Raw genomic sequence first — 22,383 nt, 5'->3', positions numbered from 1 at the left:
CACTGATGCGAGTCGGATTCATCGGCCTGGGCAGCCAGGGCGCGCCGATGGCGCGAAAGATCATCGGGGCGGGCCACCCGACCACGCTGTGGGGACGCCGGCCCGCCTCGGTGGAGGCGTTCGCGGACACCCCCGCGAAGATCGCCGATTCTCCCGCCGGGCTGGCCGCCGCCAGCGACCTGGTGTGCGTGTGCGTGGTGGACGACGCCGGTGTCGAGGAGGTGCTCACCGGCGACGGCGGAGTGCTGGCGGGGCTCGCGGACGGCGGCGTGGTCGCCGTGCACAGCACGGTCCACCCGGACACCTGCCGCCGCCTCGCCGGACAGGCCGCCGCGCAGGGCGTCACGCTGGTCGACGCGCCGGTGAGCGGCGGCGGCCCGGCCGCGGCCGAAGGCCGGCTGCTGGTGATGGCGGGCGGCGAGGCCGGGGCCGTGGAGCGCTGCCGCCCGGTGTTCGAGTCCTACGCCGACCCCGTCGTCCACCTCGGCGACGTCGGCGCCGGGCAGATCACCAAGCTGCTCAACAACCTGCTGTTCACCGCCAACCTCGCGACGGCCGTGAGCACGCTCGCGCTCGGTGAGGCGCTCGGGGTCCCGCCCGGACGCCTCGGCGAGGTCATCACCCGGGGCAGCGCCGGCGGCTTCGCGCTGGAACGGGTGCTCGCCGGCGGCGGCACGCTCGACCGCATCGCCGCGCACGCCGGCCCGCTGCTCCGCAAGGACGTGGAGCTGGTGGCCGGCCTCGCGGAGGCGGCCGGCGCCCGGCCGGGCAGCGTCCTGGACGCCGCCGACGCCACCCTGGAGATCATGAAGCATCCCCGCGCCGGCCTTCCCGGCGACCGTTGAACGGCCGACCGGGATGAGCGGCCTCAGGAGAGGACTGACACGCATATGGGCGGGCAACGTACGGCGCTGGTGACCGGTGGCGGGTCCGGGATCGGACGGGCGATCGCCCTCCGGCTCGCCGCGGACGGCTTCGCGACCGCCGTCCTGGACCTGGACGCCGCGGCGGCCGAGCGCGTCGCCGCGGAGGCCGGGGACAAGGGCTACCGCGCGGCCGCCTTCGGCGGCGCGGACGTGTCCGACCGGGCCCAGGTGGACGTGGTGGTCCAGCGCGTCCGCGACACGTTCGGGCCGGTGGCCGTGCTGGTCAACAACGCCGGCCTGAGCGGGTTCAAGAAGTTCATGAACATCACCGACGACCTCTGGGACAGGATCCTGGCGGTGAACCTCAGCGGGCCGTTCTACTGCGCCCAGGCCGTGGTTCCCGGCATGGAGGAGGCCGGCTGGGGCCGGATCGTGAACATCTCCTCGTCCAGCGCGCAGTCGGGCCAGCAGCTCATGACCCACTACGTGGCGTCGAAGGCCGGGCTCATCGGCTGGACGAAGGCCCTCGCCCTGGAGCTGGGCCCGAAGGGGATCACCGTGAACACGATCCCGCCGGGCTTCATCGACACCCCGATGCTGCGCGACTCCGCGGACGGCGGCATGCTCGGCGCCTCGGTCGACGACATCGCCGCGCTGACCCCGGTGCGGCGCGCCGGGACGCCCGAGGACATCGCCGCCGCCTGCGCGTTCCTCGCCTCCGAGGAGGCCGGATACGTCACCGGGCAAGTGATCGGCGTCAACGGCGGCCGCAACACCTGACCTTGGAAACGCTATTCTCATTATAGAGAATCGCGCTATCATGCGATAGCGGGCCCGTTACCGAGGAGGCTGTCCGGTGAAGGACTTCGAGGAGCTCGACTTCTTCCGCGGCGATGAACTCGTCGCCGATCCCTATCCCTACTTCGAGGCGCTGCGCGGGCAGTGCCCCGTCCAGCGGGAGCGGCACCACGGCGTGCTCATGGTGACCGGCTACGACGAGGCGGTGCAGATCTACAACGACGTGGAGAGCTTCTCCTCGTGCACGTCGGTGACCGGCCCCTTCCCCGGCTTCCCCGTCCCGCTGGACGACCGGGGCGACGACGTCGGCGAGCTGATCGAGCAGCACCGCGACGAACTGCCGTTCAGCGACCAGCTGCCGACGATGGACCCGCCGCTGCACTCGGCGCACCGCTCGCTGATGATGCGGCTCATCACGCCGCGGCGGCTGAAGGAGAACGAGGAGCTGATGTGGCGGCTCGCCGACGGGCTGCTGGACTCGTTCCTCGACGGCGGGGAGGGCGAGGCCGTCAACGGGTTCGCCGCCCCGTTCACCGTGCTGGTCATCGCGGACCTGCTGGGCATGCCCGAGGAGGACCGCGACGACTTCGCCCGGTCGATCAACCGCGGCTCCCATGCCGGGGGCGGCATCGGCGGGACCGAGGGGGAGCTGGCGCAGTCCCCGCTGGAGTTCCTGTACGGCCGCTTCACCGCCTACATCGAGGACCGCCGCCGCGAGCCCCGCGACGACGTCCTCACCGGCCTGGCCACCGCGACGTTCCCGGACGGCTCCATGCCCGAGGTCGGCGACGTGGTGCGGGTCGCGTCCAACGTCTTCGCCGCGGGGCAGGAGACCACCGTCCGGCTGCTGGGCAGCGCGTTCAAGATCCTCGGTGAGGACGCCGGGCTGCAGTCGCGGCTGCGCGGCGAGCCCGCCCTCGTCCCCGGCTTCATCGAGGAGACGCTGCGGGCCGAGAGCCCGATCAAGGGCGACTTCAGGCTCGCCCGCAGGACGACCACGGTGGGCGGGGTGAAGATCCCCGCGGGCACCACCGTGATGCTGCTGAACGGCGCCGCCAACCGCGATCCACGCCACTTCGACGAGCCGCTGACCTTCGACGCCGGCCGCGGCAACGCGCGGCACCACATCGCGTTCGGCCGCGGGCCGCACACCTGCCCGGGCGCGCCGCTGGCGCGCGCCGAGGCCCGGGTGGCCATCGAGCGGCTGCTGGACCGCACCGCGGGCATCCGGATCTCCGAGCGGGAGCACGGCCCCGCGGGCGCCCGCCGCTACCACTACCTGCCGACCTACATCCTGCGGGGCCTGACCCGGCTGAGCCTGGAGTTCACGTTTTGAGAGTCGCCATCGACGAGGACCGGTGCCGGGGGCACGGGATCTGCTGCGCGCTGTGCCCGGAGGTGTTCGACCTGAACGACGACGGCTACTCGTTCGTGCGCACGCCCGAGGTGCCGGCCGGGTCCGAGGGCGACGTCCGCACCGCGATCGCGCAGTGCCCCGAGCGGGCCATCTCGGAGACCTGACCGGGCCGCCGGAGGGCGCGGGAGGTGGCTCCCCGCGCCCTCCGGCGGCTCAGACGTTCCCGAGGGTCCGGACGAACTCCCCGCGCCGGAACATCTCGGTCGGCTCGCATCCGCCGCCCAGCGGGCAGGCGGCCGCGCCCATCGCCCGGGCCTTGAAGGCGCGCGCGGCCACGCTCAGCCGGTGCGGGACGGGAGCGGCCACCGGATCGAGCTCCGCCGGCCACGGGTCGCCCCACAGGGTGACCTCGACCCGCCCCCCGTCCAGCGCCTCGATCACCATCCGCCGCACGCGCTCGTCGGCGGCGTACAGGCCGGCGCAGACAGACAGGGCCTGCGGCCGCCGGCCCCGGACGGGCGACGCCAGCGCGCACTCCAGGTCGGCCGCGTGGGCGCCGAGGATCCGCAGCGGCCGCGGGTCGCCGCGGTCGGGGGTGAGGACGACGACGTCCCAGCCCGCCATTCCCCGGTCGAACAGCCAGCCGCCCGCGTACCGCACCACCTCGGCCATGCCGGGGGCTATGACCACGAGCTGGGACCTCATACGGCATCGGGGGGCTGAGCGAGTTGCCGGGAGAGCGATCCGGTGTACTCCTTGAACACTTCGGTCAGCGGGATCGAAGGATCGAGCAGCCATGATGTCTCTATCCCATTGAGAAAGGCGACGATCTCCACCGCCTTGACGGCCGGGTCCACATCGGCGCGGTACCGTCCGGAGCCCTGCCCCCGCCGGATGCCCTCGGCCACGGTGTCGACCGCGGACCGGTACCTGCCGAGGAAACGCTGGTGCAGCGGCGCCTCGGGATCGAGGTTCTCCATCAGCAGGACGGCGAACATGCCCACCAGGTCGGGGGTGTCCCGGAACCGGTCGGCAGCCGACTGAACCTGCTGGATGAGGTCACCCTCCCGGAGCAGCCTGGCCTCGTCGTACTCGTCGCGCACGTCGAGCGCCGCGTGCAGCAGCTGCTCCTTGGAGGCGAAGTGGTGCAGAAGGCCCGCGGGGCTGACCCCCGCCTCGCGGGCGATCTGCCCGAGCGTGATGCCGCGCCAGCCGTGGCGCCTCAGCAGCCGTTGTGCGGCCGTGAGGATCCGCTGCCTGCGCTCCTCGCCCTTCGCGAGAAGCGTGGCGTAGGGACGCTGGTCGGTCACCAGACCACCTCCGAGAAGACCTACTGAACGCACAGTAGGTAGGTTTTGCCTGTGTGACAAGGGTCACGCGGATGTTTTCGCGGCCCTATCCCGAGCCGGCGGGGTCCGGGCGGAGGTCGTCGTCGAGTTCGAGCTCGAACGAACGGAGCACCCACGCCAGCGTCTGGTAGGCGCCGACCGTGAAGATGAGGTCGAGCAGCTGCCTGGTGTCGAACTCCTTGGACAGGTCACCCCAGGTCGCCGCGCTGATCACGTCCTCGGTGACCAGCTCGTCGACCGCGCGCAGCAGGGCCGCGTCGGGCGGGTCCCAGAAGGGCGCGCCAGGGCCGAACGCGACCCTGGCGATGTCCCCGTCGGTCAGGCCCGCGTCGTGCGCCTGGACGACGTGCTGGGCCCATTCGTAGGGGCAGTCCAGGAGCGCTGACGCGCGCAGCACGATCATCTCGCGGTGCCGCGCCGTCAGCGTGGTCGCCCGCATCACGTGCCCGTTGAAGGTGAAGAACGCGTGCGCCAGCGCCGGGTGGTGCGCGAAGGTCCCGAGGGTGTTCAGCGCCTTCGGGCGGCCCTCGCCGACCGGGCCCGGATGCAGCGGCTCCGGCGGCGTCATGGCCGCCAGGGCCGCCCGCATCTCCTTCGGCCACCGCCCCGGAGGGAGGGGGTCGACGCGCGCCGTCACCGGCCCGCCCCCGTTTCCTTCACCTGCCCGGTTTCCCTCACTTGCCCGCCGCCGCCGCGAGGGCCGCCTGCGCCCGGGTGCGGTACGACTCCAGGCGCTCCTCGGGGGCGATGACGCGGTGGCTGCGGGGTTTGACGGAGACGTCGTGGCCCTCGGCGGCCCGGCGCAGCGCGCCCACCGTCGCCCGCTCGCGCGGGACGTGCGCGAACGGGTCGAAGGAGTACCAGCGCATCGCGTTCTCGTGCGTCATCTTGCGGGTGTCCTCGTCGGGCACGCCATGCTCGGCGAGGACCTCGTTCAAGTGCTCGGGGGCGTCCGGCCACAGCGAGTCGCTGTGCGGGTAGTCGGCCTCCCAGCAGATGTTGTCGATGCCGATGTCGTGCCGCAGCTTCACGCCCAGCGAATCGGTGATGAAGCAGGTCAGGAAGTTCTCCCGGAACACCTCCGAGGGCAGCCTGCCGCCGAAGTCCTGCAGGGTCCAGGTGGCGTGCATCTCGAAGGTCCGGTCGACGCGCTCCAGGAAGTACGGGATCCAGCCGGTGCCGCCCTCCGACAGCGCGATCCTGATGTCCGGGAACTGCTTGATCACCCGGGACCAGAGCAGGTCGGCCGCCGCGGAGACGATGTTCATCGGCTGCAGCGTGATCATCACGTCGGGGGGCGAGTCGACCGCGGGGATCGCCAGCCGGCCCGAGGAGCCGATGTGCACGTTCAGCACCGTGCCGGTGTCGCACAGCGCCCTCCACAGCGGGTCCCAGTACTCGTCGTGGAAGCTGGGGTAGCCCATCGCCGCGGGGTTCTCGCTGAAGGTCAGCGAGTGGCAGCCCTTGGCGGCGACGCGCCGCACCTCCCCGGCGCACGCCTCGGCGTCCCAGATGACGGGCAGCGCCATCGGGATGAACCGGCCCGGGTGGGCGCCGCACCACTCGTCGATGTGCCAGTCGTTGTAGGCGCGCACCAGCGCCAGCGAGAAGTCGGCGTCCTCGGTGGCGAACAGCCGGGCGGCGAAGCCGGGGAAGGACGGGAAGTTCATCGACGCCAGGACGCCGCCGGCGTTCATGTCCTTGACCCGCTCGTCCACGTCGTAGCAGCCCGGCCGGATCTCGTCGAGGCCCTGCGGCTCCATGCCGTACTCGGTCTTGGGACGGCCCGCGACCGCGTTGAGGGCGACGTTGGGGATCGCGATCTCGCGGAACCTCCACACGTCGGTGCCGTCGTCCTGGTGCACCAGTTGGGGGGCCTCGGCCTTGTACCGCTCGGGCAGGTGGTTCACGAACATGTCGGGCGGCTCGATGATGTGGTCATCGACGCTGATCAGGATCAGGTCGTCGAGCTTCATGACGGTTCCCTTCGTCGTCGGTCGCGGGAGGGTTCGGTCGGAGGCGGTTCGGTCGGAGGCGGTTCAGTCCGAGGCGGGCAGCGGCTTGGCCGTCTTGATCGTCATCGGCGCCCCGTCGCAGGTGAGCGCACCCGATCCGGACGAGGTGCAGAGCAGTTCGAGCGTCCCGGCCTCGTCGACGTAGCGCTTGCCGATGAGCGTGCCGGCCGCGCCGCCCCCGGCCGGGCCGGCCGGCTTCGCGGCGGTGGCCGCGGGCACCATCGGCTCTCCCCCGCAGGCGATCCGCGGGGCCGCCCCGGCGGGGGCGCGCACCACGATCACGCGGGTGTCGCAGACGGTGCTGGCCAGTTGTTCGCCGGGACGCGGCGCTCGGGGCGTTGAGGTCATGCGGAGTCCTTCTCTCGCGGAGCGGTGACGGCCCGCACGTCCGGGCCATCAGCATCATCCTCTCGAAAGCTGAAAACTAGCTTCTCATGACAGAGAATCAACATCTAGGCCTCGGCCGGGCCGGGCCGGGCGACCCGCGCTTGACGTGCCGCCGCCACGCATGGAAACGTGGTACTCAAAAGATGAGAATACTACTCTCACTCTTGAGAAGGAGCGGCCCGTGCTGACGTTGAAGGCCGCCGGGCTGCTCGACCTCGACGCAGGTGAGATCGTCCGGCCCGGAGTCCTGCGGATCGAGGACGACCGGATCGCCGGCGCCGGCGGCGCCGCGGACGGCGAGGTGCTCGATCTCGGCGACGCGGTCCTGCTGCCCGGGCTGATGGACATGGAGGTCAACCTGCTGATGGGCGGGCGCGGCGAGTCGGCCGCCCGCTCCCCCGTCCAGGACGACCCGCCGCTGCGCATGCTGCGCGCCGTCGGCAACGCCCGCCGCACGCTGCGGGCGGGCTTCACCACCGTCCGGAACCTCGGGCTGTTCGTGAAGACCGGCGGCTACCTGCTGGACGTCGCGCTGATGAAGGCGATCGACGCGGGCTGGGTGGACGGGCCGCGGATCGTCCCGGCCGGGCACGCGATCACCCCGACCGGCGGCCACCTCGACCCCACGATGTTCGCCGCGTTCGCGCCCGGCGTCATGGAGCTCACGGTGGAGGAGGGCATCGCCAACGGGGTCGACGAGATCCGCAAGGCCGTCCGGTACCAGATCAAGCACGGGGCGCAGCTCATCAAGACGTGCGCGTCCGGCGGCGTGATGTCGCACACCGGGATCCCGGGCGCGCAGCACTACTCCGACGAGGAGCTGCGCGCGATCGCGGACGAGGCGCACCGCCGCGGGCTGCTGGTCGCCGCGCACACGCACGGCGCCGAGGCGGTGCGGTCCGCCGTCGAGGCGGGCATCGACTGCATCGAGCACGGCTTCCTCATCGACGACGAGACCATCGCGCTGATGGTCGAGAGAGGCACGTTCCTGGTCGCGACCACGGTGCTGGCCGACCACATGGACGTCTCGAAGGCCGCACCCGAACTGCAGGCCAAGGCGGCCGAGATGTTCCCGCGCGCCCGGCAGTCGATACGCGCCGCCATCACGGCCGGGGTGAAGATCGCCTGCGGCAGCGACGCACCCGCGATCCCGCACGGCAGGAACGCGAGCGAGCTGGTCGCCCTGGTCAGCCGGGGGATGAGCCCGCTGGAGGCGATCCGGGCGGCGACCACCACCGCCGCCGAGCTGATCGGCGTCACCGACCGCGGCCGGCTCGCGGAGGGCCTGCTGGCCGACGTCATCGCCGTCCCCGGCGACCCCTTGCGGGACATCACCGTCACGCAGGACGTCCGGTTCGTCATGAAGGGCGGAAAGGTCTTCCTCCAGCGGTAGGTCCGGCGGCCCGCGTCCGGCCCGGCGGACGTAGGTGAATATAGTTCTCTGCAGAGGTAATTAAGAATCTCACCAACGTGGCTGCCGCATTCGACCAAGGTGCAGGGCTGCTTCCCGATGACGTGCAGTAAGGTTCTTTACATGGCAGAGAAGACCGATCCCGCCGACGGCGCCTCGACCACCGAGCCCGCGTGGAAGCAGCGCGCGGTCGAACGCTCCACCAAGGCCGCCAAGCTGCGGGCCGAGCAGAGGGTCGAGCGGTTCCTCGACGCCGCACAGGGGATCATCACGGAGAAGGGCACCACCGACTTCACGGTGCAGGAGGTCGTCGACCGGTCCCGCCAGTCGCTGCGCAGCTTCTACCAGCACTTCGACGGCAAGCACGAGCTGCTGCTCGCGCTGTTCGAGGACGCCCTGCGCCGGGCGACCGACCAGATCCGCGCCGCCACGTCCGGGCAGACCGAGCCGCTCGACCGGCTCCGGACCGCCGTCGAGCTGCTGTTCGAGCTGTCGCGTCCCGACCCCTCCGCGCGGCGTCCGCTGTTCACCGACTTCGCCCCGCAGCTGCTGATGTCGCATCCGGCCGAGGTGCGGGTCGCGCACGCGCCGCTGCTGGCGCTCTTCAGCGACCTGATGGCGGAGGCGGACGAGGCGGGCAGGACGCGGGCCGGCACCAAGCCCCGCCGGGCGGCCGCGCTCACGATGGAGACGGTCATGTTCATCGCCCAGTCCAACGGCGCCGAGCGCGAGGCGGACGGCGAGGCCGGGCACCCGATCACGGCCGCCGAGGTATGGGACTTCTGCTCGCAGGGTTTCGCGAAGCCTTGAGATTGAGAGTGGCATTCTCAAAGTCAGAGAACAGCATTACACTGTGAGTCGTGAGCGATCTCTGGAGCGACCTTCTCGACTGCCTTGAGCTGCGGGGGGAACCGCCCGCGCTGGAGGGCCGGAACCAGCGGCTGACCTACCACCGGCTGTTCGGCGGGCAGCTGCTCGCCCAGTCCGTCCGGGCGGCGGAGCGCACCTGCCCGGGCAAGGCCGTCAAGTCGCTGCACGTGCTGTTCCCCCGCGCGGGGACGGCCGACGAGCCGGTGCGGTACGAGGTGGAGCGGCACCACGAGGGCGGCACGTTCGCGACGCTGACGGTCGTCGCCCGGCAGTCGCACGGCGTGGCGGCGACGGCCTCGGTGTCCCTGCACGCCCCCGAGGAGGGACGCGACCACCAGACCGTCGCCCCGGTCCCCGCGCTCCTCGGGGAGGAGCACCGGGTCGACCTCCACCTGCTGCCCTGGGAGACCCGGTCCGCCGCCGACCTCGACTCCCCCAAGGCGGAGCCGCCCGAGCTGGAGCTCTGGATGCGCACGCCGGAGGCCGGCCCCGGGCTCGGCCCCGCCCTCCTCGCGTACGCGACCGATCTGACGCTCATCGGCACGGCGCTGCGCCCGCTCGACGAGGTCTCCCAGCGGGACGCGCAGACGGCGTTCGCCTCGGCGGTCACCTCGCACACGCTCTGGTTCCACCGCCCCGTCCGCACCGACGGCTGGCTGCTGCTGCGCCAGCACAGCCCGCTCCTGGCACACGGCCGCTGCTTCGGACGCGGCGACGTCCTCACCGAGGACGGCTCGCTCGTCGCGTCCTACGCGCAAGAGGCCCTACTGCGCTTCAACCAATAGGGCGCGCTACAACCAACAGGGCCGCGCTTCAATCCGTGAGGCGCTTCAGCAGCAGGTCCGCCGCCGTGTAGGCGTCGTGGCGGCCGGCCGCGACATCGGCCGCCAGGGCGGCCAGGCCGGGATGCGAGCGCAGGCGGGTCTGCGCCAGGGACAGGATCTGCGCGTGCGCGCGTGCCGTCCGGCGGGCGGACGTGTCGGCGCGGTGGTGCGCGTCGATCGCCTCCACCAGTGCGGGCACGCCCTCCCCCTTCGAGGCGACCAGCGTGAGGATCGGCGCGCCGGTCTCGGCGCGCAGGTCGCGGACGGTCCGGTCCGCGCCCTCGCGGTCGGCCTTGTTGACGACGAGCAGGTCCGCGACCTCCAGCAGCCCCGCCTTGGCGGCCTGGACCGCGTCGCCCGCCCCGGGGGTGAGGACGACGACGGCGGGGTCGGCGACGGCGGCGATCTCGATCTCGGACTGCCCGACGCCGACCGTCTCCAGCAGGATCGGGTCGTAGGACAGCGCGGCCAGGACCCGGACGGCCGCGGGCACCTCGGCGGCCAGGCCGCCGAGATGGCCCCGCGTCGCCAGCGAGCGGATGAGCACGCCGGGATCGGTGGCGTGCGCCGCCATCCGGATCCGGTCGCCGAGCAGCGCGCCGCCGCTGTAGGGGGAGGACGGGTCCACCGCGAGGACCGCGACCCGCGGCCCCCGCCTCCGGTACTCCCCCACCAGCGCCGCGACGGTCGTCGACTTCCCCGCGCCCGGCGGCCCCGTCACGCCCACGACCCGGGGCTCGGCTCCGCCCCCGGCGCCGTCGAGCGCCGCCAGCACGGCGTCCCGGCCGGGGCCCGCGACCAGGCTGAGCAGCCGCCCCGCGGCCCGGACCGACCCGCCGCGCGCGGCTTCCAGGAGCTCCTCGGTGTCCATCGGGTCAGCGGGTCATGGGGCGGGGACCTCGATGACGGTGGCCGTGCCCATGCCGCCGCCCGCGCACATCGCCGCGACGCCGGTGCCGCCGCCACGGCGGCGCAGCTCGTGCACGAGGGTGACCAGCATCCGGGCGCCGGTGGCGGCGACCGGGTGGCCGAGCGAGCAGCCGCTGCCGTTCACGTTCACGCGGTCCGCGTCCAGGTCCAGCAACCGGATGCTCGCCACGCACATCGCGGCGAACGCCTCGTTGATCTCGAACAGGTCGACGTCGCCGGACGACAGCCCGGCGCGGGCCAGGGCCTTGGGGATCGCCTTCACCGGGGCCAGCCCGGTCTCGGCGGGGTCGACCCCGACGGACGCCCAGGACCGGACGGTGGCCAGCACCGGCAGCCCCTCCCGCTCAGCGAGCGCGTCGCCGGCGATGACGAGGGCGGCGGCCGCGTCGTTGGCGCCGCACGCGTTGCCCGCGGTGATGCTGAATCCCTCGATCTCCGGGTGCAGGGGCTTCAGCGCGGCCAGCTTCTCCATGCTGGTGCCGCGGCGCGGATGCTCGTCCACCGAGAACGTCCCGTGCGGCGTCTCGATCGGGACGGTCTCGGCCTCGAACCAGCCCTCGTCGATGGAGCGGACGGCGTTGCGGTGCGAGCGCAGCGCCCAGGCGTCCATCTCCTCGCGGGTCACGCCGGCCTTGACGGCCGCGTTCCAGCCGACGGTGATCGACATGTCCATGTTGGGCGCGTCCGGGCGGTCCGGGTGCGTCGGCGGGAACCAGTCCGCCCACTCCTCGCCCAGCTTCAGCCGGGACCGGGGCGAGGTCGACGCCGAGTTCACTCCCCCGGCGATGACCAGGTCGTCCATGCCCGCGCGCACGCTCGCGGCGGCACTCTGGACGGCGGCCTGCCCGGCGGCGCAGTGCCGGTTCTGCGCCAGCCCGGCGACGTCGGTGAGCCCGGCGGTCACGGCCGCGTGCCGGGCCACGACGCCGCCGCCGTAGAGGCCCTCGCCGAGGATCACGTCGTCCACCCGGCCGGGGTCGAGCCCGTCCGCGGCGGCGGAGACGACGTGGTGGGCCAGGTCGTAGGCGGTGGTGTCGCGCAGCGTCCCCTTGAAGGCGGTGCCGATGGGGGTGCGCAGGGCGGACACGATGACGGCTTCAGGCATGGGTGTTCTCCAGATCGGCCAGCAGCGAGCGGCGCAGCAGTTTTCCGGTGTCGGTCCTGGGGAGTTCGGCGCGGAACACGACGGCGTCGGGGGTCTTGGACGAGCGGAGCCGGGCCCGCACGAACGCCTTGATCTCTTCGGGGTCGCCCTCCCCGACGAGGACGGCGACGAGCCGCTGCCCCCACTCGGGGTCGGGCACGCCGACCACGGCCGCCTCGGTGATCCCGGGGTGGGCGAGCAGCACGTCCTCGATCTCGGCGGGCGCGATGTTCTCGCCGCCCCGGATGACGGTGTCGTCGGCGCGGCCCTCGATGAACAGGTAGCCGCCGGCGTCCAGCCGGCCCCGGTCCCGGGTGGCGAACCAGCCGCCGGCGTCCAGGACGCTGCGCCCGCCGTACTCTCCGGAGATCTGGTCGCCGCGCACGAACACCAGGCCCGTCTCGTCCGGCGCGGCCGGCGTGCCGTCCTCCCGGCGGATCTGGAACTCGACACCGGGCAGCGCCCGGCCGACCGACCCCAGCCGCGCCCGCACCGGCGGGTCGTCCGAGGCCATCGCCTCGCGGTGGTCGTCCGGCCCGAGCACGGCGACCGAGGACGCGGTCTCGGTCAGCCCGTAGGCGTTGACGAACCCGGTGTCCGGGAAGATCCTCAGCGCGCTCTCCAGGACCGGCATCGGCGTCCGGGCGCCGCCGTAGGCGAGGCTGCGCAGCGTCGGCGTGCCGGCGTCGCCGCCCGGCACCTCGGCGACGATCCGCGCCAGCATCGTCGGCACCACCAGCGCGTGCGTGATCCGCTCGTGCCGGACGGCCCGCAGCCAACCGGCCGGGTCGAACGCCGCCATGTAGACGACGCGGCGTCCCGTGTAGAGGTTGGACAGCAGGTTGGCCAGCCCGGCGACGTGGTACGGCGGCACGGCCACCAGCGCCGCGTCCTCCTCCCCCGCGGACCCGAACTCCAGCGTGTTCAGCACGTAGGCGAGCAGGTGCCTGTGCCGCAGAATCGCCGCCTTGGGCGCCGCGGTCGTCCCGCTCGTGTAGAGCAGGACGGCGACGGCGTCACCGTCCTGCGGCGACCCCGTCTCCTCGCCCGTCTGCTCCTGGTCCGGCTCCGCGGGCTCCAGCAGGGCGTCGAGATCGGACGGCTTCAGCACGAGCGCGCCGGAATGCCGGGCCTGGAGATCGGCCAGCTGCAGCTCGCCCAGCCGGTAGTTGAGCGGGACCAGCGGCACCCCGGCGATGGCCGCGCCGAAGAGGGCGACGGGGTAGGCGAGGTGGTTGGCGCCCAGGTAGAGGACGGCCGGGTGCCGCCGGAACCGCGGGGCGGCGGCACGGGCGAGGCGCAGCAGCTCGGCCGCGGTCAGGGAGCGGCCGCCGGCCGTCACCGCGGCCCGGTCGCCGTTCGACGCCGCCATTTCGAGGATCATGGTGATGTTCATGAGAATGCTATTCTCTCAATCGAAGAGTCGTACTCGCAAGAGAGGGAACAGATGGTGATCAGTGACAGCTCCGCGGTCGTCGTCGGCGGCACCGGCGGCCTGGGCGAGGCCACCGTGCGCCGTCTGCACGCGGCCGGGGCGAAGGTGGTCGTCGCGGACGTGGCCGACGAGAAGGGCAAGGCGCTGGAGGAGGAGCTGGGCGTCCGGTACGTGCGCACCGACGCCACCGACGAGGCGTCGGTCCGGGAGGCGCTCGCCGCGGCGGAGGCGCTCGGGCCGCTGCGGATCTCGGTGGACGCGCACGGCGGCCCGGCGAGCGGCGGCCGGCTCGTCGGCCGGGACGGCTCCCCTCTCGACCTGGACGGCTTCCGGACGACCATCGAGTACTACCTCACCGCCGTGTTCAACGTGATGCGCCTGGCCGCCGCCGCGATCGGCCGCCAGGAACCGCTCGACGACGGCGCCCGCGGCGTCATCGTCAACACCGCCTCGATCGCCGCCTACGAGGGCCAGGTCGGCCAGCTCCCCTATGCCGCGGCGAAGGGAGGGGTGGCCGGCATGACGCTCGTCGCCGCCCGCGACCTGTCCCCGCTCGGCATCCGCGTCGTGTCCATCGCCCCCGGCACGTTCCTGACCCCCGCCTACGGCCAGGCGGCCGAGAAGCTGGAGGCCCACTGGGGCTCGCAGGTGCCGCACCCGAAGCGGATGGGCCGCCCCGCCGAGTACGCGGGCCTCGTCCAGCACATCTGCGAGAACGACTACCTGAACGGCGAGGTGATCCGTCTCGACGGCGCGCTGCGCTTCCCGCCGAAGTAGGCCGTGCCGGGGCCCGGAAGGGGACGCCTCCGGGTCCCGGCCGCCCGTCATCCCGGTCCGAGGCGGTCGCGCAGGACGCGGCGCAGTACCTTTCCGGACGGCAGCCGGGGGATCTCGGGCACGAGCAGCACCCGCTCCGGGCGCTTGTAGGAGGCCAGCCGCTCGCCCACCAGCGCGACAAGCTCGGCGGGATCGACCTCGGCGCCCGCCGCGACGGCCGCGACGACCCGCTCCCCGTCCGCCGCGTCGGGCACCCCGAACACGGCGCAGTCGTCGACGGCGGGATGGCCGTGCAGGACGGCCTCGACCTCGGCGGGCGCGACCTGGAAGCCGCGCACCTTGATCATCTCCTTGGTGCGGTCGGTGAGCCGCAGCCAGCCGCCGGCGTCGATGTTCCCGACGTCGCCGGTCCGGTACCAGCCGTCGTCGAGCGACGCCGCCGTCGCCTCCGCGGGCAGGTACCCGGCCATCAGCGACTCGGCCCGCACCTGGATCTCACCCGTCTCGCCGGGCGGGACGGGCTCGCCGGTCTCCAGCGAGACCACCCGCGCCTCCACGCCCGGGACCGGCCGTCCCACGCTGTCGAGCCGCGCCCCGTCGAGTGGGTTGCAGGCGATGACGGGCACTTCGGTGGCGCCGTAGGCGGGGACCCAGCCGACGCCGGTCCGCCGGGTGACGGTCTCGGCGACGCTCGGCGTCACCGGCGTCGCGCCCCACATGATGTAGCGCAGCGACGAGAGGTCGTAGGACTCCAGCCTCGGGTGGGACGCCATGGCGAGCGCGATCGGCGCCACCGCCATCTCCACCGTGATCCGGTCGGCCTCGATGTGGCGCAGCATCGCGTCCAGGTCGAACCTGCGGTGCAGCCGTGTCCACACCCCGCTTTCCAGGGCGGTGACGATGTTGAGCAGCCCGAGGATGTGCGAGGGCGGCGTGGTGATCTGCATCCGGTCGGTCCCGGTGAGGCCAAGCGCGTCCCGCCAGTGCCGGACGGCGGCGGCGAACGAGCGGTGCGTGTGCCGGACCGCCTTGGGCAGGCCGGTCGTGCCGGAGCTGAACACCAGCACGGCGTCCGCGTCCGGGTCGCGCTCCGGTGCGGGACCGCCGCCGCCCGGCTCGATCGGGTCGTCCAGGTGCAGCATCGGCATCATCCCGGCCAGCACCGGGTGGTCGCCCACCGCGTGCGCCGGCTCGGTGATCGCGATCGCGTGCTCGGCCTCGCCGCGCTTCCACGCCGGACTGAACAGCACGACCGCGGCGCCGAGCCGCCAGAGCGCCAGCACCGCCACGACGAACTCGGGCCGGTTCGACGACATCAGCGCCACCCGGTCCCCCGACCGCACACCGCGCCGCTCCAGCGTCCCCGCCAGCCCGCGGGCCAGCGCCTCCAGCCGTTCCGCGGTGAACTCCCGCTCCTCGAAGACGAGAGCGATCCAATCGCTCATGGCCCCTCCCTGCCGCCATGCTCGCCCAGCGCGGGCGGCGGCCCGTAGGCGGGCTCGTGCCCCGCGATCCGGATCGGGCTGCCGACCAGCCGGAAATCACCGGCCCTGACGATCATCTCCGGAGTGGCGCCGAGGGCCTCCGGCAGCGTACGCACGGCCGCCGCCGGGATGCCCAGCGGGCGCAGCCGCGCCTCCCAGCCCGCCGCGGTGTCGGCGGCCAGCACCCCGGTGACCGCGGCCAGGACCTCCGCGCGCCGCTCCACCCGCTCGGCCATCGTCGGGAAGCCGGCGATCCCCGCCTCGGCGCAGAACGACTTCCAGAACCCGTCATGGGTGATGAACAGCGCCAGGTGGCCGTCCCCCGTGGGGAAGAGCTGGGCGGGGACGTAGTAGGAGTGCGCGCCGAACGGCAGCCGCCGCGGTTCGGTCCCCTCGTTGAGGTAGGCGGAGGCCCGGTAGTTGAGCTGCGACAGCATCACGTCCCGCAGCGACACCTCGACCTGCCCGCCGCGCCCGGAGACGATCTGGGCGAGCAGGCCGAGCGCGGCGGCCATCCCGGCGGAGTTGTCGGCCGAGGAGTAGCCGGGCAGCGTGGGCGGGCCGTCCGGGTCGCCGGTGAGCGCGGCGACGCCCGTCGCCGCCTGCACCACATAGTCGAAGGCCGGGTGGTCCCCGGCCGCCAGGCCGAAGCCGGTGAGCGCGACGCAGACGATCCGCTCGTTCCATCTCCGCAGGTGATCGTAGGTGAGCCCGAGCCGGTGGATGGCCGACGGCTTCAGGTTGACCAGCAGCGCGTGCGCGTCCGCGGCGAGCTCGCCGAGCCGCGCGCGCCCCTCGCCGGTCGTGAGGTCCAGGCACACGCTGCGCTTGCTGCGGTTGATGCTGGCGAAGTAGGCGTCGCCGACCTGCCGGGACAGGTCCCCGCCCGGTGGTTCGATCTTGGTGACCTCGGCGCCGAGGTCGGCGAGCAGCATGGTGGCGTAGGGGCCGGCCAGGATGTGCCCGGCCTCCAGGACGCGGATGCCCGCCAGCGGCCCCCGGCTCACCGCAGGTCCGCGGCGAGCTGCGCGAGCATCTCCCGGGTGCGGAGCTTGGAGGCGATCAGCTCGTCCCGGTTCTCGCCGATCGGCAGCAGCCGCACCGACAGGTCGGTGACGCCCGCGTCGGCGAACCGGCGGAACCTGGCCGCGATGGCCTCCTCGTCGCCGGCCGCGCACAGGTCGCCGACGTCCCCGGCGTCCCCGTAGTCCAGGAGCCGCTGGTAGTTGGGCGAGATCTCGGCCTCGCCCAGGATCCGGTTGGCGCGCTCACGGGCCGCGTCCACTTCGGACGGCCCGCACAGGCAGACCGGAATCCCGGCGACGATCCGCGGCTCCGGGCGGCCCGCCTCGCCGGCGGCCTTGGTGATGCGCGGCACGACGTGCTCGGCCACCGCCCGCTCGTCGGCCATCCACAGGACGGTCCCGGCGGCGCGTTCGCCCGCGAGCCTCAGCATCACCGGGCCGAGCGCGGCGAGCAGCACCGGCAGCGGCGCCACCGGGCCGATGCCCAGCGGGTTGTGCACGGTGAACGTCTCGTTCTCCACGTCGACCTGGCCCGGCCCGTCCAGTGCCGCGTCCAGGACGTCCAGGTAGTCGCGGGTGTAGGCGGCGGGCCGCTCGTAGGGCAGCCCGAGCATGTCCCGGACGATCCAGTGGTGCGACGGCCCGAGGCCGAGCGCCAGCCGCCCGCCCGCAGCGGCGTGCGTGGACAGCGCCTGCCGCGCCAGCGCGATCGGGTGCTGGAGCTGCAGCGGGACGACGGCGGTGCCCAGTTCGATCCTGGACGTGCGGGCGCCCATCAGCGCCACCGCCGTCAGCGCGTCGAAGTCCGTCGGGATCTGCGGGATCCACGCGGTGTCCATCCCGGCGGACTCCGCCCATTCGATGTCGTCCATCATCCGCGCGGCCTTCTTCGCGGAATCCCCGCGCTCCGGTCCGATCATCACGCCGATCCGCACAATGCCTCCTGGTCGTCGGGCTGGCTGGTCGTCGGGCTGGGGGGGTGGGCTGAGGGCCGGGCGCACGCGGCCGGGCGCACGCGGCCGGGCGCGCCGGCCCGGCCGCGTGCGTCTCCGCGCGCGCCGTGCGCGGAGGTCACGGGCCCGTCCCCTCGGCCGGGACGGCGGTCAGGGCGCGGACGCGCGCCACGAGGTCGTCCAGGGGCGTGCCGGTCGGGAAGACTGCGGCGGCGCCCGCGTCCTTGAGGCGGGAGACGTCGGCCGCGGGGATCGTGCCGCCGACGACCACGAGGATGTCGCCCGCGCCGGCCGCCCGCAGCGCCTCGACGGTGCGGGCCGTGAGGGACAGGTGCGCGCCGGACAGGATGCTGAGGCCGACCACGGCCACGTCCTCCTGGAGGGCGATCGCGACGATGTCCTCGACGCGCTGGCGGATGCCGGTGAAGACGACCTCGAAGCCCGCGTCGCGCAGCGTCCGGGCGACGATCTTGGCACCTCTGTCGTGGCCGTCCAGGCCCGGTTTGGCGACGAGTATCCGTGCGGGCATGTCAGAACACCACCGGTTGCTGGAACTCGCCCCAGACCGCCTTCAGCGCGGCGACCATCTCACCGACCGTGCAGTACGCGTCGGCGCAGTCGATCAGGGGGCCCATCAGGTTGCCGTCTCCCTCGGCGGCCCTGGAGAGGGCGGCGAGGCTGCCGCGTACGGCCGCGGAGTCGCGTCCGGCCTTCACCTTGGCGAGCCGCTTGAGCTGCCGTTCGCGTCCCTCGGCGTTCAGCTCGTAGGTGGCGAGGTCGGGCTCGGGCTCGTCGGACACGAACCGGTTGACGCCGACGACGGGGCGCGTGCCCTGCTCGACCTCCCGGTGCAGCCGGTACGCCTCGTCGGCGATGAGCCCCTGGAGGTAGCCGTCCTCGATGGCGCGGACCATCCCGCCCCGCCGGTCCAGATCGTCCATGATCTCGACGATCCGGGCCTCGGTCGCGTCGGTCAGCGCCTCCACGAAGTACGACCCGCCGAGCGGGTCCGCGACGCGGGCCACTCCGGTCTCGTGCGCGAGGATCTGCTGGGTGCGCAGCGCGAGCGTCGCCGACTCCTCGCTGGGCAGCGCGAACGGCTCGTCCCAGGCCGCGGTGAACATCGACTGGACGCCGCCCAGCACCGAGGCCATCGCCTCGTAGGCGACCCGGACGATGTTGTTCTGCGCCTGCGGGGCGTAGAGGGAGGCGCCGCCCGCGACGCAGCCGAAGCGGAACATCGACGCCTTGTCCGTGGTCGCCCCGTAGCGTTCCCGGACGATCGTGGCCCAGCGGCGGCGGCCCGCCCGGTACTTGGCGACCTCCTCGAAGAAGTCGCCGTGGGTGTAGAAGAAGAACGAGACCTGCGGCGCGAACTTCTCGATCGACATCCGGCCGCGTTCCAGCACCGTGTCGCAGTAGGTGACGCCGTCGGCGAGGGTGAAGGCCATCTCCTGGACGGCGGTGGCCCCGGCGTCGCGGAAGTGCGCCCCGGCGACCGAGATCGCGTTGAACCTCGGCACCTCCGCCGCGCAGAACTCGATGGTGTCGGCGATCAGCCGCAGCGACGGTTCGGGCGGCCAGATCCAGGTGCCGCGGGAGGCGTACTCCTTCAGGATGTCGTTCTGGATCGTCCCGGTGAGCTTCTCCCGGGGGACCCCGGCGCGTTCGGCGGCGGCGACGTAGAAGGCCAGCAGGATCGCGGCCGTCCCGTTGATGGTGAAGCTGGTGCTGATCCTGTCCAGCGGGATGCCGTCGAACAGGACCTCGGCGTCGGCGAGGGTGTCGATGGCGACGCCGACCCGGCCGACCTCGTCGGTCACCTCCGGGTCGTCGGAGTCGTGGCCGCACTGGGTGGGCAGGTCGAGCGCCACCGACAGGCCGGTGCCGCCCTGGTCCAGCAGGTACCGGTAGCGGCGGTTGGACTCCTCGGCGGTGCCGAACCCGGAGTACTGCCGCAGCGTCCACAGCCGTCCCCGGTACCCGGCGGCGTAGTTGCCGCGGGTGAAGGGGAAGGCGCCCGGCCCCGGCGGCTCCCCGCTCCGGTCCTGCGGGCCGTAGACGGCCTCGACCGGGATACCGGACGCGGTCTCGGTGAAGGCCCTGCTCGCGTCGGGATCGTTCATCGCAGCCGGTCCTTCATCACCTTCCCGGTGGCGTTGAGCGGCAGTTCCTCCAGGAACTCCACGGATCTGGGCGCCTTGAAACCGGCCATCTTCTCCCTGCCCCACTCGATCAGTTCGTCCGCCGTCACTTCGCCCTTGCGGACCACGAACGCCTTGCCCACCTGCCCGAGCCGCTCGTCCGGGACGCCGATCACCGCGGCCTGCGCGACCGCCGGATGCTCCAGGAGGAAGCCCTCGATCTCGGCGGGGTACGCGTTGAACCCGCCGCAGACGAACATGTCCTTCTTGCGGCCGATGATCTTCAGATGGCCGCGTCCGGTGAGCGTGCCGAGGTCACCGGTGTGCAGCCAGCCGTCCGCGTCGATCGCCTCGGCGGTGGCCTCCGGGTCGTCGAGGTAGCCCTTCATCACGCTGTAGCCGCGGACCAGCACCTCGCCGTCGCGGGCGATCCGTACCTCAAGGCCGTCGCACGGGGTGCCGACGGTGGTGGCGATCTCCTCGAACGAGTCGCCGGGCCGGGACGCGGTGACGGTCCCGGCCTCGGTCAGCCCGTAGCCGGTCATGATCGTCTTGAACGGGAGTTCCTCGCGCACCCGGCGGATCAGCTCCACCGGGATGTCGGCGGATCCGGTCACCGCGACCCGCAGCGTCGACAGGTCGTGCCCGGTCCCGGCCTCCAGCAGCGCGTGGTACAGCGTCGGCGGTCCGGGCAGCACCGTCACCTTCTCCCGTTCCACCAGGCCGAGAACGCTGTCGAGGTCGAAGACCGGCAGCGGGAGGACGGTGGCGCCGCGGATCATCGAGGCGATGCAGCCGGCCTTGTACCCGAACATGTGGAAGAACGGGTTCACGACCAGGTACCGGTCGCCCTCCCGCAGCCCCGCGAGGTCGCACCACTCCGAGAACAGCCGCAGGTTCTGCGCGTGCGTCATCATGACGCCCTTGGGCCGCCCGGTCGTTCCGGACGTGAACAGGATGTCGGCCACGTCGTCGCCGCCGACCTCCCGCTCGACCGGCGAGCCGCTCGCCAGGAAGCCGGACTTGAGGTCGATGACGGGCACGCCCGGCGGCGCGGCGTACTCCTGCCCGAGGAAGCCCTCCTCGACGAGCACGGCCTTGGCCCCGCTGCGCCGGACGATGTCGTCCGCCTCGTCCTGCTTGTACCGGGTGTTGACCGGGACCAGCACTCCGCCGGCGGTCAGCAGCCCGAAGGCCGCGATCAGCCACTCGGCGGAGTTCGGCGCCCGGATCGCGACCCGGTCGCCCTTCCCGACCCCGGCCTCGGCGAATGCTCCCGCGGCGGTGCGGACCCGCCCGGCGAGGCCGGTGAACGACAGCCGCAGCGGCCCGTCCACCACCGCCTCGGCGTCGCCGAACCGGTCCGCGGCGCTCAGCACCATCCGCGGGATGCTCTCCCATTCCATGACCGGGCCGCCGCCTAGGCCGTGATGAGCCGGGAGAGGTTACCGCCCATGATCTTGGCCTGGTCCTCCTGGCCCATCGCCGCCAGGGCGTCGACGTAGGAGACGGGGTCGGCGAGGCCCTCGGGGTGCGGGTAGTCGGAGCCGAACAGCACCCGCTCGATGCCGATCATGCCGGCCAGGTCGGCCATGTCCTCCTCCCAGAAGGGGCTGACATGGATGCGCTTCATGCACTCGACCGGGTGCTCGCCGAAGCCGTCCGGCGTCTTCTTGTAGACGTCGGTCAGCTTCGCCATCAGCGGCGCCACCCAGGACGAGCCGTTCTCGATGACCGCGACCTTCAGCTCGGGGAACCGGGTGAGCATGCCGTGGCAGACCATCGACGCCACCGCGTCCTCGACCGGGCGCCACTCGGCGACCTGCCGGAAGGCGTTGGCCTTGAACGGCAGCATCTCCGAGGAGCGGCCCTCCCATTCGCTCTGGTACCGGCTGTAGCCGCTGTCGGACGAGTGGAACCCGACGAGGACCCCGTTGTCGGCCGCGTGCTTCCAGAACGGGTCGAACTCCGGCAGCGCGAACGAGCGCGGGCCGCGCAGGCCCGGCACGGGCGCCGGGCGGACCAGGATGGCGCGGGCGCCGCGCTCCAGGCACCAGTCCAGTTCCTCGATCGCCTTCTCCACGATCGGCAGGCTGATCACGGGCGTGGTGTAGATGCGGTTCTTGTAGTCGAACGACCATGTCTCGTGCAGCCACTGGTTGAGCGCGTGCACCACCACGTGGATCAGGTCCGGGTCGTCCCGCATCCGCTCCTCGATGAGGCTGGCCAGCGTCGGGAACATCAGCGTGCGCTGGATGCCCAGCTCGTCCATCAGCTCCAGGCGCGGCTCCGGCTCGCGGAACGCGGGGATGGACCGCATCGGCTCACCGAAGATCTCGCGGCGGCTCTTGCCCTCCGGGTTGCCGTACCGGAAGTAGTCCTCCATCGCCCCGGGACGGGCGACCACCTCGAAGGTGGGGTTGGGGATGTACTCGCTGATCTGGCCGCGGATCGCGATCTTCGTCCGGCCGTTCAGCTGCACGTACTGGACCGCGCCCGCGTACTGCTTCGGCAGGAACTTCGTCAGCGCCTCCTCGGGCTCGTACAGGTGGTTGTCCGCGTCGAACAGCGGATACGGCAGCTCACGTGACGGCATTGAGATCCTCCTTCACTA

At 72.7% G+C, this 22,383-nt stretch carries 23 protein-coding genes; 8 read left to right on the top strand and 15 right to left on the bottom strand.

The genetic code is table 11. From position 1 onward, the window contains the following. Positions 1 to 5 precede the first annotated feature (5 nt). The 4 genes from E1285_RS01940 to E1285_RS01925 all read left to right on the top strand — a co-directional run bounded on the left by E1285_RS01940 (position 6) and on the right by E1285_RS01925 (position 3,185). Entirely contained in the window at positions 6 to 845 is an 840-nt protein-coding gene (locus E1285_RS01940; RefSeq protein ID WP_132147176.1) for an NAD(P)-dependent oxidoreductase, read from the top strand. A gap of 45 nt (positions 846 to 890) precedes the next feature. Next, positions 891 to 1,646, top strand: a complete 756-nt coding sequence (locus E1285_RS01935; RefSeq protein WP_132147173.1) for an SDR family NAD(P)-dependent oxidoreductase — start codon at positions 891 to 893, stop codon at positions 1,644 to 1,646. A 76-nt stretch (positions 1,647 to 1,722) separates the two neighbouring features. After that, positions 1,723 to 3,000, top strand: a complete 1,278-nt coding sequence (locus E1285_RS01930; RefSeq protein ID WP_132147170.1) for a cytochrome P450 — start codon at positions 1,723 to 1,725, stop codon at positions 2,998 to 3,000. Then, a complete protein-coding gene (locus E1285_RS01925) occupies positions 2,997 to 3,185 on the top strand; it encodes a ferredoxin (protein ID WP_132147167.1) in 189 nt (62 codons plus the stop codon). The genes E1285_RS01930 and E1285_RS01925 overlap by 4 nt, the downstream gene beginning before the upstream one ends. Before the next feature lie 49 nt (positions 3,186 to 3,234). On the opposite strand, the gene E1285_RS01920 is transcribed toward E1285_RS01925, so the two are convergent. The 5 genes from E1285_RS01920 to E1285_RS01900 all read right to left on the bottom strand — a co-directional run bounded on the left by E1285_RS01920 (position 3,235) and on the right by E1285_RS01900 (position 6,733). After that, entirely contained in the window at positions 3,235 to 3,693 is a 459-nt protein-coding gene (locus tag E1285_RS01920) for a hypothetical protein (RefSeq protein WP_207946342.1), read from the bottom strand. 29 nt (positions 3,694 to 3,722) lie between these two features. Beyond that, on the bottom strand, positions 3,723 to 4,331 hold the full coding sequence (locus tag E1285_RS01915) for a TetR/AcrR family transcriptional regulator (protein ID WP_132147161.1): 609 nt from the start codon (positions 4,329 to 4,331) through the stop codon (positions 3,723 to 3,725). Positions 4,332 to 4,416: 85 nt separating this feature from the next. Beyond that, positions 4,417 to 5,007 (bottom strand): carboxymuconolactone decarboxylase family protein, encoded by a 591-nt coding sequence (locus tag E1285_RS01910; RefSeq protein ID WP_207946341.1) that lies wholly within the window; start codon positions 5,005 to 5,007, stop codon positions 4,417 to 4,419. 37 nt (positions 5,008 to 5,044) lie between these two features. Continuing rightward, positions 5,045 to 6,346, bottom strand: coding sequence for an amidohydrolase family protein (locus E1285_RS01905; RefSeq protein ID WP_132147158.1), 1,302 nt, complete (start codon positions 6,344 to 6,346; stop codon positions 5,045 to 5,047). A gap of 63 nt (positions 6,347 to 6,409) precedes the next feature. Continuing rightward, positions 6,410 to 6,733, bottom strand: a complete 324-nt coding sequence (locus E1285_RS01900) for a hypothetical protein (protein WP_132147155.1) — start codon at positions 6,731 to 6,733, stop codon at positions 6,410 to 6,412. Between the two features lie 220 nt (positions 6,734 to 6,953). Here E1285_RS01900 and E1285_RS01895 point away from each other — a divergent pair, with 220 nt between their 5' ends. The 3 genes from E1285_RS01895 to E1285_RS01885 all read left to right on the top strand — a co-directional run bounded on the left by E1285_RS01895 (position 6,954) and on the right by E1285_RS01885 (position 9,838). Continuing rightward, a complete protein-coding gene (locus E1285_RS01895) occupies positions 6,954 to 8,165 on the top strand; it encodes an amidohydrolase family protein (RefSeq protein ID WP_132147152.1) in 1,212 nt (403 codons plus the stop codon). Positions 8,166 to 8,306: 141 nt separating this feature from the next. Then, positions 8,307 to 8,993 (top strand): TetR/AcrR family transcriptional regulator, encoded by a 687-nt coding sequence (locus E1285_RS01890; protein ID WP_132147149.1) that lies wholly within the window; start codon positions 8,307 to 8,309, stop codon positions 8,991 to 8,993. 50 nt (positions 8,994 to 9,043) lie between these two features. Next, a complete protein-coding gene (locus E1285_RS01885; RefSeq protein ID WP_132147146.1) occupies positions 9,044 to 9,838 on the top strand; it encodes an acyl-CoA thioesterase domain-containing protein in 795 nt (264 codons plus the stop codon). A gap of 28 nt (positions 9,839 to 9,866) precedes the next feature. On the opposite strand, the gene meaB is transcribed toward E1285_RS01885, so the two are convergent. The 3 genes from meaB to E1285_RS01870 are packed head-to-tail and all read right to left on the bottom strand — an operon-like array spanning position 9,867 to position 13,347. Beyond that, complete coding sequence (meaB, locus tag E1285_RS01880) at positions 9,867 to 10,748, bottom strand: methylmalonyl Co-A mutase-associated GTPase MeaB (protein WP_132147143.1); 882 nt, start codon at positions 10,746 to 10,748, stop codon at positions 9,867 to 9,869. A 12-nt stretch (positions 10,749 to 10,760) separates the two neighbouring features. Then, entirely contained in the window at positions 10,761 to 11,912 is a 1,152-nt protein-coding gene (locus tag E1285_RS01875) for a thiolase family protein (protein WP_132147140.1), read from the bottom strand. After that, entirely contained in the window at positions 11,905 to 13,347 is a 1,443-nt protein-coding gene (locus tag E1285_RS01870; protein WP_132147137.1) for a long-chain fatty acid--CoA ligase, read from the bottom strand. Before E1285_RS01870 ends, E1285_RS01875 begins: the two co-directional genes overlap by 8 nt. Before the next feature lie 51 nt (positions 13,348 to 13,398). On the opposite strand from E1285_RS01870, the gene E1285_RS01865 reads away from it, so the two are divergent. Then, on the top strand, positions 13,399 to 14,163 hold the full coding sequence (locus E1285_RS01865) for an SDR family NAD(P)-dependent oxidoreductase (protein ID WP_132147134.1): 765 nt from the start codon (positions 13,399 to 13,401) through the stop codon (positions 14,161 to 14,163). Between the two features lie 47 nt (positions 14,164 to 14,210). Here the strand turns inward: E1285_RS01865 and E1285_RS01860 are convergent, their stop codons facing one another. The 7 genes from E1285_RS01860 to E1285_RS01830 form a co-directional block, all read right to left on the bottom strand. Continuing rightward, positions 14,211 to 15,608: an AMP-binding protein gene (locus tag E1285_RS01860; protein WP_132147131.1), complete on the bottom strand. Its 1,398-nt coding sequence runs from the start codon at positions 15,606 to 15,608 to the stop codon at positions 14,211 to 14,213. Continuing rightward, on the bottom strand, positions 15,605 to 16,654 hold the full coding sequence (locus E1285_RS01855) for a CoA transferase (RefSeq protein ID WP_132147128.1): 1,050 nt from the start codon (positions 16,652 to 16,654) through the stop codon (positions 15,605 to 15,607). Before E1285_RS01855 ends, E1285_RS01860 begins: the two co-directional genes overlap by 4 nt. Further along, positions 16,651 to 17,607, bottom strand: coding sequence for an LLM class F420-dependent oxidoreductase (locus E1285_RS01850; protein WP_132147125.1), 957 nt, complete (start codon positions 17,605 to 17,607; stop codon positions 16,651 to 16,653). Before E1285_RS01850 ends, E1285_RS01855 begins: the two co-directional genes overlap by 4 nt. A 136-nt stretch (positions 17,608 to 17,743) precedes the next feature. Continuing rightward, a complete protein-coding gene (locus E1285_RS01845) occupies positions 17,744 to 18,154 on the bottom strand; it encodes a cobalamin B12-binding domain-containing protein (protein WP_132147122.1) in 411 nt (136 codons plus the stop codon). A gap of 1 nt (position 18,155) precedes the next feature. Then, a complete protein-coding gene (locus E1285_RS01840) occupies positions 18,156 to 19,751 on the bottom strand; it encodes a methylmalonyl-CoA mutase family protein (RefSeq protein ID WP_132147119.1) in 1,596 nt (531 codons plus the stop codon). Then, on the bottom strand, positions 19,748 to 21,151 hold the full coding sequence (locus tag E1285_RS01835) for a FadD3 family acyl-CoA ligase (protein WP_243722477.1): 1,404 nt from the start codon (positions 21,149 to 21,151) through the stop codon (positions 19,748 to 19,750). Before E1285_RS01835 ends, E1285_RS01840 begins: the two co-directional genes overlap by 4 nt. A 38-nt stretch (positions 21,152 to 21,189) precedes the next feature. Continuing rightward, positions 21,190 to 22,365: an amidohydrolase family protein gene (locus E1285_RS01830; protein WP_132147113.1), complete on the bottom strand. Its 1,176-nt coding sequence runs from the start codon at positions 22,363 to 22,365 to the stop codon at positions 21,190 to 21,192. Positions 22,366 to 22,383: the final 18 nt, after the last annotated feature.

This window comes from Actinomadura sp. 7K507 (genome assembly GCF_004348425.1).
Taxonomy (GTDB): Bacteria; Actinomycetota; Actinomycetes; order Streptosporangiales; family Streptosporangiaceae; genus Spirillospora.
The sequence above is the reverse complement of the archived record's forward strand: the minus strand, read 5'-3'. Positions and strand labels throughout refer to the sequence as shown.